Source organism: Brachybacterium sp. ACRRE (assembly GCF_022346485.1).
Classification (GTDB): domain Bacteria; phylum Actinomycetota; class Actinomycetes; order Actinomycetales; family Dermabacteraceae; genus Brachybacterium; species Brachybacterium halotolerans.
The window spans coordinates 35,757-47,963 of record NZ_JAKRMO010000030.1 but is presented as its reverse complement, the minus strand read 5'-3'; the positions used below and the strand labels follow the sequence as shown (position 1 = coordinate 47,963).

The 12,207-nt window shown below is 72.6% G+C and carries 11 protein-coding genes; 7 read left to right on the top strand and 4 right to left on the bottom strand.

The window, feature by feature from the left end; all coding sequences use genetic code 11:
* Window positions 1-58: 58 nt before the first annotated feature.
* The 7 genes from MHY49_RS10395 (at window position 59) to MHY49_RS10365 (ending at window position 7,359) form a co-directional block, all read left to right on the top strand.
* The gene (locus tag MHY49_RS10395; protein ID WP_239203918.1) at window positions 59-1,024 is read left to right on the top strand and encodes an ABC transporter permease; all 966 of its coding nucleotides are present in this window, start codon (window positions 59-61) and stop codon (window positions 1,022-1,024) included.
* Between the two features lies 1 nt (window position 1,025).
* The gene (locus MHY49_RS10390; protein WP_255719845.1) at window positions 1,026-3,263 is read left to right on the top strand and encodes a dipeptide/oligopeptide/nickel ABC transporter permease/ATP-binding protein; all 2,238 of its coding nucleotides are present in this window, start codon (window positions 1,026-1,028) and stop codon (window positions 3,261-3,263) included.
* Window positions 3,260-4,093, top strand: a complete 834-nt coding sequence (locus tag MHY49_RS10385) for an ABC transporter ATP-binding protein (RefSeq protein ID WP_239203917.1) — start codon at window positions 3,260-3,262, stop codon at window positions 4,091-4,093. Before MHY49_RS10390 ends, MHY49_RS10385 begins: the two co-directional genes overlap by 4 nt.
* A gap of 47 nt (window positions 4,094-4,140) precedes the next feature.
* Window positions 4,141-5,100, top strand: a complete 960-nt coding sequence (locus MHY49_RS10380; RefSeq protein ID WP_239203916.1) for a dihydrodipicolinate synthase family protein — start codon at window positions 4,141-4,143, stop codon at window positions 5,098-5,100.
* Window positions 5,087-6,169 (top strand): ROK family protein, encoded by a 1,083-nt coding sequence (locus tag MHY49_RS10375; RefSeq protein ID WP_239203915.1) that lies wholly within the window; start codon window positions 5,087-5,089, stop codon window positions 6,167-6,169. The genes MHY49_RS10380 and MHY49_RS10375 overlap by 14 nt, the downstream gene beginning before the upstream one ends.
* A gap of 145 nt (window positions 6,170-6,314) precedes the next feature.
* Complete coding sequence (locus MHY49_RS10370; RefSeq protein WP_239203914.1) at window positions 6,315-6,995, top strand: N-acetylmannosamine-6-phosphate 2-epimerase; 681 nt, start codon at window positions 6,315-6,317, stop codon at window positions 6,993-6,995.
* A 46-nt stretch (window positions 6,996-7,041) separates the two neighbouring features.
* Window positions 7,042-7,359, top strand: coding sequence for a hypothetical protein (locus MHY49_RS10365; RefSeq protein ID WP_239203913.1), 318 nt, complete (start codon window positions 7,042-7,044; stop codon window positions 7,357-7,359).
* A 61-nt stretch (window positions 7,360-7,420) separates the two neighbouring features.
* Here MHY49_RS10365 and MHY49_RS10360 read toward each other — a convergent pair whose 3' ends face one another.
* From MHY49_RS10360 to MHY49_RS10345, 4 genes are all read right to left on the bottom strand, one after another.
* On the bottom strand, window positions 7,421-8,371 hold the full coding sequence (locus tag MHY49_RS10360; RefSeq protein WP_239203912.1) for a helix-turn-helix transcriptional regulator: 951 nt from the start codon (window positions 8,369-8,371) through the stop codon (window positions 7,421-7,423).
* Window positions 8,372-8,479: 108 nt separating this feature from the next.
* Window positions 8,480-10,018 carry a tripartite tricarboxylate transporter permease gene (locus tag MHY49_RS10355; RefSeq protein ID WP_239203911.1) on the bottom strand — a complete coding sequence of 513 codons (1,539 nt, stop codon included), beginning with the start codon at window positions 10,016-10,018 and terminating at the stop codon, window positions 8,480-8,482.
* Between the two features lies 1 nt (window position 10,019).
* Window positions 10,020-10,622, bottom strand: a complete 603-nt coding sequence (locus MHY49_RS10350; protein WP_239203910.1) for a tripartite tricarboxylate transporter TctB family protein — start codon at window positions 10,620-10,622, stop codon at window positions 10,020-10,022.
* Entirely contained in the window at window positions 10,619-11,662 is a 1,044-nt protein-coding gene (locus tag MHY49_RS10345) for a tripartite tricarboxylate transporter substrate binding protein (protein ID WP_239203909.1), read from the bottom strand. The genes MHY49_RS10350 and MHY49_RS10345 overlap by 4 nt, the downstream gene beginning before the upstream one ends.
* Window positions 11,663-12,207: the final 545 nt, after the last annotated feature.

The window sequence follows — 12,207 nt, the reverse complement described above, 5'->3', positions numbered from 1 at the left end:
GGCCCGGCCCCCGCCGCCCCGCACCGCCCGTCCGCCCCCGGCCCGCCTGGAGGGATCCGTGTCCCCACTCGTCCGTCTGATCGGCAGGCGACTCGTCTCGCTGCCGCTCATGATCCTCGGCGTCACCCTGCTGGTGTTCGTCGTGATGTCGTTCTCGCCGTCGGACCCGGCGCGCCTCGCGCTCGGCGAGTCCGCCTCGCCCGCCGCCCTCGCCCAGTACCGCGAGGCGAACGGGCTGAACGACCCGCTGGTCATCCGCTACCTGCGGTTCCTCGGCGGCATGCTCCACGGAGACCTCGGCACCACCAGCGGCAACACTCCCGTCACTGACGTGGTCGCCAAGGCCTTCCCCATCACGCTGCAGCTGACCTTCCTGGGCCTCGCCTTCGCGATCGTCCTGGCCGCGATCCTGGGCGTCCTCGCCGCCCTGTTCCGCGACCGCTGGCCCGACCAGCTCATCCGCGTGCTGTCCGTCGCCGCCCTCGCGACGCCGTCGTTCTGGCTCGCGATCCTGCTGATCCAGTGGCTCGGCGAGGTCCCGGGCGGCTGGGGCGCCTTCCCCGCCCTGGTCAGCCAGTGGGGCGGTCCGCTCACGGACCCGGCCGCCTGGTCCCACAACGTGGCGCTCCCCGCCATCGCCCTCGGCGTACCGGTCGCGGGCTCCCTCACCCGCGTGGTGCGCACGGCGATGGTCGAGGAGCTGGACCGCGACTACGTGCGCACGGCGGTCGGCGCGGGCGTTCCCTACCCGGTCGTGGTCGCGCGCAACGTGCTGCGCAACGCGCTCATCACCCCGATCACGGTGCTCGGCCTGCGCGTGGGCTATCTGATGGGCGGCGCGGTGATCATCGAGATCATCTTCAACATCCAGGCGATGGGCCAGCTCATCCTCGACGGCGTGAAGCGCAACGACGTGTTCCTCGTCCAGGGCGTGACGCTCACCGTGGCGATCGCCTTCATCGTCGTGAACATCCTCGTGGACCTGCTCTACGTGCTCGTCAACCCCCGGATCAGGAGCATCTGACATGCGACGACGACTCGGCACCCGCCTCGCCTCCGTCAGCGGCGCGCGCCCGGGCGCGCTGCGCTCCCTCCCCCTGCCCTCGAAGATCGCCCTGGGCTTCCTCGCCGTGCTGATCCTGGCCGCCGCACTCGCGTCCGTCATCAGCCCCTTCGACCCGCTCGCGACCGGCTCCCCCGTGCAGCCCCCGAGCGCGGAGCACTGGATGGGCACCGACAGCGTGGGCCGCGACGTGTTCTCGCGACTGCTGCACGGCGCCCGCTCCTCGCTTCTGATCGGCCTGTGCGCCACGGCCGCAGCGCTCGTGGTCGCCGCCGTCCTGGGATCCTTTGCCGCGACCGCGGCGAAGCTGCCCTCCGAGGTCGTCATGCGCATCCTCGACGTGATCATGGCGTTCCCCGGCATCGCGCTCGCGGCCGTCTTCGTGGCCGTCTTCGGCACCTCGCTGCCGGTGATCATCTTCGCGATCGCCTTCCTGTACGTGCCGCAGCTGGCGCGCGTGGTCCGCGCGAACGTGCTCGCCCAGTTCGGCGAGGACTACGTCGCGGCATCACAGGTCATGGGCGCCTCGACGGCCTGGATCCTGTTCAAGCACGTGGCGCGCAACTGCCTTGCGCCGATCATGGTCTTCGCGACCGTGCTCGTGGCCGACGCGATCGTCTTCGAGGCCTCGCTCTCGTTCATCAACGCGGGCGTGCAGCCGCCCTCGCCCTCCTGGGGCAACATCATGAGCGAGGGCAAGGCCGTGCTCCTGGCGGGCTACTGGTGGCCGACGTTCTTCCCGGGCGTCGCCATCCTGCTCACCGTCCTCGCCCTGAACATCCTCTCCGAGGGCCTCACCGACACCCTCGCGAGCCCCCGCATCAAGGCGTCGGTCGACGTCGACGCCGATGAGCGCGCGCAGGAGAAGGTCCTGGCGGAGGCCGAGCAGAGCCCCGTGGTCGAGGACGCCCGAGCCGTCGCGCGCCCCGCCGCGGACGAGCAACCCGGGTCGGATCGTTCCGAGGCCGAACCGTCGGTCGACGAGGGCGCAGAGCCTGCGGAGGACGTGCTCGGCGCGACCGACGCCGACACCGCCCGACAGGTCCTGCACGACTCGCTGCGCAGGCTCCGCGAGGCCGAGCAGGCGCGGGGCGAGCGTCCCGAGCCCGCGACCGGCGCTCCGATCCTCGAGGTGCGCAACCTGCGGGTCGCCTTCCCCGAGGCGCACGGCGACGTCGACATCGTCGACGACGTCTCGTTCTCGGTGCGCCCCGGCGAGACCATGGGACTGGTGGGCGAGTCGGGGTCCGGCAAGTCCGTCACGAGCCTCGCGATCATGGGACTGCTCCCCCGCACGGCCCGGGTGAGCGGTGAGGTGCTCCTGGACGGGAGGAACGTCCTGGACCTGGGATCGAAGCAGCTCAACGCGCTGCGCGGCCACGACGTCGCGATGATCTACCAGGACGCGCTCAGCTCGCTGAACCCCTCGATGCTGATCCGCTCGCAGATGAAGCAGCTGACCTCTCGCGGCGGGACCCGCAGCGCCGAGGAGCTGCTCGAGCTCGTGGGCCTCGAGCCCGCGCGCACGCTCGCCTCCTACCCGCACGAGCTCTCCGGCGGGCAGCGCCAGCGCGTGCTGATCGCGATGGCGCTGACCCGCGACCCCCGCCTGGTGATCGCCGACGAGCCCACGACGGCACTCGACGTGACCGTGCAGAGGCAGGTCGTGGAGCTGCTCGAGCGGCTGCGCGAGGAGCTGGGGTTCGCGATGGTCTTCGTGAGCCACGACCTCGCCCTGGTCTCCCAGCTCGCCCACCGGATCACCGTGATGTACGCGGGCCAGGTCGTGGAGCAGGGCCGCACCGCCCAGATCCTCACCGATCCCCGCCACGAGTACACGCGGGGCCTGCTGGGCTCCGTGCTCTCGATCGAGGCCCGTGCCGAGCGCCTGCTGCAGGTGCCCGGGACCGTGCCCTCGCCGCGGGAGTTCGCGACCGGGGACCGCTTCGCCCCGCGCTCGCAGGATCCGTCGGCCCGCCCCGACGTGCGCCCGCGGCTCGTCGCGATCGAGGAGCGCGAGCTCGCAGGGGCCTCCGCCGGGCCCCGGGCCGGCGAGCACCTGGTGGCGACGATCGACCGGGTCCCCGCCGCGCTGTCCTTCGACGGCGCCCCGGATCCGTCCGCGCAGCGCACGGCCCCGACCACCGGCGGGTCCCCTCGCCCCGCATCGCAGACCGACGACCGAGGAGTCCGCTCATGAGCGCCCAGGATGCCCGCCCCCGCGGCGAGGCCCGCGACGACCGGGGCGACGGCCCGGTGATCGAGCTGCGCGACGTGCACGTGGTGCACCGCCTGCGCACCGGCTCGCTCCTGCACCCCGACACGATCCGCGCGGTCGACGGCATCAGCCTGAGCGTGGACCGCGGACAGGTGCTCGGCATCGTCGGCGAATCCGGCTCGGGCAAATCGACCCTGGCGCGCGTGATGACCGGACTGCAGAAGGTCACCAGCGGCGAGGTCCTCTTCCACGGCTCGGCGCTTGGGCGCTCCCGCGCCGCCCGCAGGGACCTCGGCCGCACCATCTCGGTCGTCTTCCAGGACCCGGCGACGGCCCTCAATCCGCGACTCGTCGTCCGCGAGGCGCTCATGGACCCCTTGCGGGTCCATGGCATCGGCACCGAGAAGGAGCGGCTCGATCGAGTCACCGAGCTCGTCCACCAGGTCGGCCTGCCCGTCTCCGCGCTCGACGTTCTCCCCCGCCAGATCTCCGGCGGCCAGCGCCAGCGCGTCGCGATCGCGCGGGCCCTCACCCTGGAACCGGACGTGATCGTGGCCGACGAGCCCACGAGCGCCCTGGACGTCTCGGTCCGCGCCCAGGTGCTCAACCTGCTCATGGACCTCAAGGCCGAGCTCGGCCTGGGTCTCGTCTTCATCTCCCACGACATCTCGACGGTCCGCTTCGTCTCCGACGAGATCCTGGTGATGAATCGCGGACGCGCCGTCGAGCACGGCCCCGCCGCACAGGTCTTCGCCGACGCCGAGGACCCCTACACCCGCTCCCTGCTCGCCGCGGCGCCCACGCTGCTGTGAGCACAGGGATCATCGAAACTGCACACGAACTTCTCGGAGGAGACACCATGACCACCACCGCACCCGGGACCACCGACGGATCGACCGCGCTGCGGGGCGTCGTCCCGCCGCTGCTGACCCCGCTGACCGCCGAGGGCGACCTCGACCGGGCGAGCCTGAGCCGGCTCGTCGGCCGACTCCTCGAGGCCGGGGTCGACGGCATCTTCGCGCTCGGCTCGAGCGGCGAGGTCGCCTACCACGACGACGCCATGCGCGACCGCGTGCTCGACGCCGTCGTGGGCGAGGTCGCCGGTCAGGTGCCGGTGCTCGCGGGCGTCATCGACATGCAGGCCCACCGGGTGATCTCCCACGTGCGGGCCGCCGAGAAGCACGGCGTCGCCGGTGTCGTCGCGACCGCGCCGTTCTACGCGATCACCGGTCCCGACGAGATCGGCGCCCACTTCCGGGCGATCGGCGCGGCCTCCTCCGTGCCCGTGTGGGCCTACGACATCCCCGTCTGCGTGCACGTCAAGCTCGCCCCCGCCCAGCTCATGGAGCTGGCGGCCGACGGCGCGATCGCCGGGGTCAAGGACTCCAGTGGCGACGACGTGGCCTTCCGCCGCCTCGCCGCCCTGAACCGCGCGGCAGGGTCCCCGCTGACGCTGCTGACGGGCCACGAGGTCGTCGTCGACGGCGCCTACCTCTCGGGGGCCGACGGCTCGGTGCCGGGGCTCGGCAACGTCGATCCCGCCGGGTACGTGCGCATGGACCGCGCGGCCCGCGCGGGCGACTGGGACACCGTGCGGGCGGAGCAGGATCGCCTCGCGGCCCTGTTCGAGATCGTCTTCCAGCCCACCGACAAGGTGGGGCCGGCCGCCGGCGTGGGCGCCTTCAAGACCGCGCTGCGCGAGCTGGGCGTCATCTCGACCAACGCGATGTCGCTGCCCATGACCTCCATCGAGGGCGAGGCGGTCGGCCGCATCCGCGCCATCCTCGACCAGGCGGGACTGCTGGATGCCGCCCGCTGAGCACGCGGAGCGCACGGAGCCCACGGAGCCCACGGAGCCCACGGAGCCCACGGCGACTGACCATGGCTCGGAGGCCGCCGCGACCGGCAGCACTCCGCTCACGGTGCTCGCGCTCGACATCGGCGGCACCAAGATCACGGCCGCACGGGTGAGGATCGCCCCGAACCGCTCCCGCGCCGAGGTGCTCGAGGAGACGACCGTCCCGACCCCCGCGCGCGAAGGGGCCCGGGCCGTGCTCGAGGCGGCCCTCCATGCCGCATCGCACGTGACAGGCGACACGAGCGGCAGTGGGAGCAGGACCGGCGGTGCGAGCAGGGCCGGTGAAGCGGATGACCGGGTCTGCGCCGTCGGCATCTCGACCGCCGGCGTCGTCGACATCGCGCGCGGGGAGATCACCCACGCAACCTCCTCGCTGCCGGGGTGGCCGGGCACGCGCGTGGCCGCCGCCTTCACGGAACGCTTCGCGCTCCCCGCGCGAGCGCTCAACGACGTCCACGCGCACGGACTCGGCGAGGCCCTGTTCGGCACCGGACGGGACGCGTCCTCCCTGCTGCTCGTGGCCGTGGGCACGGGCATCGGCGGCGCCCAGGTGGTCGACGGCACGCCCGTCGTGGGCGTGCGCGGCGCCGCGGGCCACGTGGGCCACGTGACCGTCCCCGAGGCCGCGTCCGTCCCCTGCACGTGCGGTCGCGTCGGGCACCTCGAGGGACTCGCCTCCGGGCCCGGGATCCTCGACCTCGCCCGACGCCTCGGCGCGGGCGCGGCGCAGTGCGCCGACGGCCCCGCCCTGGCCGCCGCCGCGCGCGCCGCAGACGGCCCGGCCCGCGATGCCTACCGCCTGGCCGGTCTCGCCACGGGCCGCGTCATCGGCTCGCTCCTGAACGTGCTGGACGCCGAGACCGTGGCCCTCGCGGGCGGCGTGGTCGGCGCGAGCGAGGTCTGGGACGATGCCCTCAGGCAGGGCGTCGCGCGCGAGGCGATGGACGTCGTCGCGGCCACCCCCGTGGTCCGCGCGCGGGCCGGTTCGCGCGCGGCACTGCTGGGGGCGGCGGCCTGGGCGATCTCCTGACCCGGGACCCTGCTCACCCGGCGCCCGTTCCGTCTGCCCGCCTCTGTCCGTCCACCCGCATCCGTCGGTCCGCCGCTCCACTCGTCCGTCTGTCCTCCAGTCCCCGACGCGCAGCCTCAAGTCCCGCTCCCGGAAGGATCCCGCCATGCATCCCCTGGTCTCCGCCCTCGAGGGCCGTCTCATCGTGTCCTGCCAGGCCTATCCCGGAGAGCCGATGCGCGACCCCGGCACCATGGCGCAGGTCGCGGCCTCCGTCGAGCGCGGCGGTGCGGCCGCGGTCCGCGCCCAGGGCCTCGAGGACATCCGCCAGGTGAAGGAGGCCGTGGACGTCCCCGTGATCGGGATCTGGAAGGACGGCACGGAGGGCGTCTTCATCACGCCCACCCTCGATCACTGCCTCGCCGTCCTCGATGCCGGCGCGGACGTCCTGGCGCTCGACGGCACCACGCGCCCCCGCCCCGACGGCCGCACCTTCCCCGAGACCGTCGCCGCCGTCCGCGAGCGCTTCTCCGGTCCGATCATGGCCGACTGCGACAGCGTGGAGTCGGCACTCGCCGCGGCAGAGGCGGGAGCCGATGTCGTCGGCACCACGCTGGCCGGCTACACCGATGCGCGTCCCCGCACCGAGGGCCCCGACCTCGAGCTCCTGGGCGAGCTCGCGGGTGCCCTGCCCGCGACCTCCGTGCTCGTGGCCGAGGGCCGTGTGCACACGCCCGCGCAGGCCGCGGCCTGTGCGGATGCCGGGGCGTTCGCCGTGGTCGTGGGCACCGCGATCACGCACCCCACGACCCTCACCACCTGGTTCCGCGACGCGGTCGAGTCCTGAGATGGACCGGCGGGAGCATATGGTCCGAGACGCGCTCGCGGACACCATGGCACGGTCCGATCGCCCCGAGATCGTCTGCATCTGCGGATCGACCCGGTTCGCCCGCGAGATGCAGGAGGTCACCCGCGACCTCGCCCTCGCGGGAGCGATCGTGCTGGCCCCGGTGGTGTTCGCGCCAGACGAGGAGCGGGAGATCGGCGCTGAGCAGAAGGCCGCCCTCGGTGTCCTGCATCTGCGCAAGATCGACCTCGCCGATCGTGTCCTCGTGGTGAACCCCGACGGGTACCTCGGCGAGTCCACGCGCCGGGAGATCGCGCATGCGCGGGCGACGGGCACGCCCGTCGCCTTCACCGAGCCGGTCTGAGGTCGCGACCCACCATCGGTCGGGACCTGGCCGTCAGGACCCGGCCGTCAGGACCCAGCCGTCAGGACTCGCGGCGGAGGCTCCGGGGCGAGGCGTCTGCGCTCGGATCCTCGTCCGAGGCCGCGTCCCGTCCGTCGGCCCCGTCGGCCCCGTCCGCAGTGCTCGCCGCCCAGCTGCCGAGCACGGCGAGCGCGTCGGCCGCGCTCGAGCCGGGTGCGGCCGTGTACACGTTCAGCCGCAGGCCCGGGCTGGCGGAGATCTCGAAGGCCTCGTAGTCCAGCACCATCTCCCCCACGAGCAGGTGGCGCAGATGCTTCGTGCCTGCGCGGTGGAGCTTCACGTCCTGCTCGGCCCACAGCTCGCGGAAGCGGTCGGAGCGCGTGGAGAGCTCGCCGACGAGATCCTGGAGGTCCTTGCTGAAGGGGTCGCGACCGGCCTCCGCGTGCAGGAAGGCGACCACGTCGCGCTGTGCGCCGGGGAAGTCGACGAAGAACTGCTGGGCGGAGGGCACCAGGAAGGCGAAGCGCGCCGTGTTCGGCTCGCTCATCGACTCGATCACCGGGCTGTACAGCGCCCTGCCCATCGCGTTCGCGGCGAGCACGTCGAAGCGGCCGTTGCGCACGAAGGCGGGCGCAGGAAGCATGTCGAGCATCCGGTGGACGGTGTCCGAGACCCCCGAAGGGGCAGCGCCGACCGGTCTCGGGGAGCGGGCCGCGGGCCCGCGGCGCGCACCCGCGGCCCGCACCAGCCGCCCCAGGTGCTCGGACTCGATGTCGTCGAGCAGCAGGGCGCGGGCGATGCCGCGCAGGACCTCTTCGGAGACGGACCCGACGCGCCCGCGCTCCATGCGGGTGTAGTACTCGACGCTGATCCCCGCGAGCAGGGCGACCTCCTCGCGGCGCAGCCCCTCGACCCGGCGGTGGCTGCCGAAGGCGGGCAGGCCCGCGTCCTCGGGGCGCACGCGGGCACGGCGCGAGGCGAGGAACTCCCGCAGCTCGGTGATCGGATCCATGCTCGAAGACTACGGGGGCACCGGCAGGGTGCCAGACCCTGCCAGTGCCCCTCACGTCCTCGCGCTCCGTCCGCGCCGCTCGGCCGAGGGAGCGCAGCCGTCCACCGCTCAGACGATGACGTCCGTCGGCGCGCCCCGCGCGGCCCGCCTGGCCGCCGCGCTGCGCCGCACCGCGGAGATGACCGTCAGCACGATCGCCCCCAGCAGCAGCGCGTAGATGAGCCAGACGATGGGCCCGTCCAGGAGCGCGAGGGCGTTCCCATCCGAGCTCATGAGCGCATCGCGCAGATTGGTCTCCGCGAGCGGTCCGAGCACCATGCCGATGATCAGCGGGGCCAGCGGGTAGTCGGCCAGCCGCATCAGGAAGCCGATGAGCCCGATCACCAGCAGGATCAGCAGATCGGCGACCGACGGGCTGGTCGCGTAGATGCCCAGCCCGCAGAACATCGCGATGCCCGCGTACAGGTACGGCTTGGGGATCAGCAGCAGCTTCGCCCAGAGCTGGGCGAAGGGCATGTTGATCACCAGTAGCACGATCATCGCGAGGAAGAAGCTCGCCAGCAGCGTCCAGACCAGATCCGCGGAGCGGTCGAACAGCAGCGGACCGGGCTGCAGCCCGTACTGGCGGAAGGCGGCGAGCATCATCGCGGCGGTCGCGGAGACCGGCAGACCGAGGGCCAGCAGAGCGCCCATCGCCATGCCGGTGGTCGCGTTGCCCGCGGCCTCCGGTGCGGCCAGGCCCCGGATCGCGCCCTTGCCGAAGCGCGGGTTCCTGCGCCGCGCGTCCAGGCGGCGCTCGAGGCCGAAGGCGAGGAAGGTGGGCAGCTCGGACCCGCCGGCGGGGACCACGCCGAAGGGCAGACCGATGATGGTGCCGCGCGCCCAGGCGGGGGCCGCCTCCTTGAGCTCTGCACGGTTGAGCCACGGACGGCCGGAGGCCTTCATCGGTGCGCGCGTGGGGTCGAAGCGCTCGCGGCAGGCCACGTAGATGACCTCGGCGAGCGCGAGCATCCCCACCGTGACGGTGACCAGGGAGATCCCGTCGAACAGCAGCGGCGAGCCCGCGGTGAAGCGCGGAGCGCCGCTGACGCCGTCGATGCCGATCACCGAGATGCCGATGCCCAGCAGCAGGGCCAGCAGGCCCTTGACCGCGGAGTCGGCGAGCACCGAGCTGGTCGCGAAGAAGGCGAACACGGCGAGCGCGAAGAACTCCGCGGGTCCGAAGCTCGTGGAGAAGGCCGCGAGCCATGGCGCGAAGAACACCACGAGCACCGATGCCGCCATGCCGCCCACGAAGGCACCGATCGCGGCGGTCGCGAGGGCCTGCGGCGCACGTCCCGCGCGGGCCATCGCGTGGCCCTCGAAGGTCGAGGCGATCGCGGACGCCTGGCCCGGGGTGTTCATGAGGATCGCCATCGTCGAGTCCCCGAAGAGACCGCCGAAGTAGATGCCGGAGAACATGATGAACGCCGCCGTCGGATCCAGGGCGAAGGTGACGGGCAGCAGCAGCGCGACCGCCATCGAGGACCCCAGTCCGGGCATGACGCCCACCGCGGTGCCCAGCAGGCACCCGATGAGCACCCACAGCAGGTTCGTCAGGGTGAGCGCGTCGCCGAGCCCTCCCAGCAGCATGCTGATCGAATCCATCTCAGAATCCCCCTCCCAGCAGGCCCGAGGGCAGCGCGAGCCCGAGCGCCATGTCGAAGCAGATGTAGGCGACGGAGGAGACCGCGAGCGCGACCACCACGTCCATGAGCGGGCGGCGGGACCCGAAGGACCGCGAGACGCACCAGAACAGCAGTCCGCCGCCGAGGATCCAGCCGAGGTAGGGAAGGGTCACCGCGAACACGGCGAATCCGCCCACCGCCCAGGCGAAGGGGCCCCACGCGATGCCGAGGCGACGCGTGACGGTGCCCGCGATGCCCTCGGTCTCGTCGCGCCCGGCGGGGCGGGTGCGATCGGGCGCGAGCGGGCTGTGGCGGCGCACGACGCTGATGACCTGCACGATCACGAGCGCCGCGATGCCCGCGGCGAGGATCTCGGGGACGAAGCGCGGACCGGGGAACGAGGTCCCCTCGGGGAGCTTCATGGTCACGAGGCCCACGAACAGGTAGATCGCGAAGGCGGCCATGACGATGGGGACGGACAGCTCGGCGAGGAGACCGGTCTCCGGCTCGGCCGACGAGGCGTCGGGGTCGAGGGCCGACCCGTCGGCCGACGGGGTGTCAGGGGTCTGCGGTGCGGTGGTCATACGCCGAGCTCCTCGTACAGCGAGCGGATCAGCTTGGCCTGCTCGTCCAGGTAGTGCTGGACCTCGTCGCGGTCCACGATGTTCTCCGCCCAGTGGTAGTGGCGGACCGATTCCTTCCAGTCCGGCGTCGCGATCGTCTCCTCGATGATCGCCAGCAGCTGGGAGATCTCGTCCTCGCTGATCCCCGCCGGGGCGTGCATGGAGCGCCAGTTGGTGAGGGTGACGTCGTAGCCGAGGTCCACGGTGGTGGGCAGGTCGATGCCGTCGATCGGCTTCTCGGCGACGATGGCGAGGGCCTTCAGCCTCCCGGACTCGATCATGTCCACGGAGTCGGGGTAGCCGCTCGAGGCGGCCTTCGCGGTGCCGTTCAGCAGGGCCTGGGTGGCCTCTCCCCCGCCGTCGGAGGAGATGTAGTTGACGTCGGAGCCCGTGACGCCGGCGGCGACGGCGAGCTGGGTGACCACGAGCTGGTCGAAGGAGCCGCCGCCCGTCCACGGGATGCCGCCCACGTCGTTCGTCCATGCCTCGACGAGGTCGTCGAGGCTCTCGAACTCGGAATCGCCGGGCACCACGATCACGTCGTTCTCCTCGACGACCACGCCGAGGTTCGTGACGTCCTCGAGGGTGGTCGAGGACCCGTACTGGATGGTCGCCGCGAGCAGGCCGGTGCCGCCGATCATGAGGGTCTCGGCGTGACCGCGCTGGCTGGCGAGGCTGGACAGTGCGATCGTGCCGCCCGCGCCGGGGATGTTCACGACCTGCGTGTTGTTCACGATGCCCCCGGCGCGCTGCGCCTGCTGCATCGAGCGCGCCGCAGTGTCCCACCCGCCGCCGGCGGCGGCGGGGGCGATGATCGTGAGGGAGGAGCGCAGGTCCTCGCCGCCGGAGGCGGAGGCGATCGACCCGTACGTGGCGGTGCCGATGGCGCCCGCGGCGACGATGCCGCCCAGCGCCTTCAGGGCCGTCCGGCGCGGCGGGGCCGGATCCGGTGCCGGTGGCGATGCCGGCGGATGGTCGTTCGGTGGTTCTTCGGGGGGCATGGGACTCCTGGGACGGGGGCATCGCGCCACCGTGAGGAGGTGCGCGGCGGCGATGCCGAGCGGGCCCGGTCCGGACCGCACAGGATCCGCGCCGGAGAGGGAGGAGCCGACACCCTAGCGCGGCACGGCCGTGCTCCGCGCGTCCTGCCCGCGTGGCGGGAGCTCGCCCGGACTCGCGCGCGGCCGCACCATGGCCCCCACGCGGCCGCACCATGCACTTTTACCTGAAGCGGCGATTCTTTACGGGCATGACCTGCGTCGACACCACGAGGAGCGGGCCACGTCACCTGCTGGCCCCCGGATCCTTGGCGCGACGACCAGACTTCGTTCCTCCAACATTCAGGTCACGCGCAGGTAACGGCGTGTCGTGTGAGCCACCGAGCATTCAAGGTCAAAGCTCTGCCAACTCTTCTTCACCAGCCTTGAGGCGCGCCCCCGCCCCGCCCGTACGGTGGCCGACGCAGATGCACCCCGGTTCGCTTGCACCCCCGGCGGTACGGCAACTGCTCCAGGACTTCCCCCTTATCGACGACTCTCGAAGGAGC

Coding starts and splice junctions, on each gene's coding strand:
- MHY49_RS10390 (WP_255719845.1), top strand. CDS start 1,026: ATGCGACGACGACTCGGCACCCGCCTCGCCTCCGTCAGCGGCGCGCGC.
- MHY49_RS10385 (WP_239203917.1), top strand. CDS start 3,260: ATGAGCGCCCAGGATGCCCGCCCCCGCGGCGAGGCCCGCGACGACCGG.
- MHY49_RS10380 (WP_239203916.1), top strand. CDS start 4,141: ATGACCACCACCGCACCCGGGACCACCGACGGATCGACCGCGCTGCGG.
- MHY49_RS10375 (WP_239203915.1), top strand. CDS start 5,087: ATGCCGCCCGCTGAGCACGCGGAGCGCACGGAGCCCACGGAGCCCACG.
- MHY49_RS10370 (WP_239203914.1), top strand. CDS start 6,315: ATGCATCCCCTGGTCTCCGCCCTCGAGGGCCGTCTCATCGTGTCCTGC.
- MHY49_RS10365 (WP_239203913.1), top strand. CDS start 7,042: ATGGCACGGTCCGATCGCCCCGAGATCGTCTGCATCTGCGGATCGACC.
- MHY49_RS10360 (WP_239203912.1), bottom strand. CDS start 8,371: ATGGATCCGATCACCGAGCTGCGGGAGTTCCTCGCCTCGCGCCGTGCC.
- MHY49_RS10355 (WP_239203911.1), bottom strand. CDS start 10,018: ATGGATTCGATCAGCATGCTGCTGGGAGGGCTCGGCGACGCGCTCACC.
- MHY49_RS10350 (WP_239203910.1), bottom strand. CDS start 10,622: ATGACCACCGCACCGCAGACCCCTGACACCCCGTCGGCCGACGGGTCG.
- MHY49_RS10345 (WP_239203909.1), bottom strand. CDS start 11,662: ATGCCCCCCGAAGAACCACCGAACGACCATCCGCCGGCATCGCCACCG.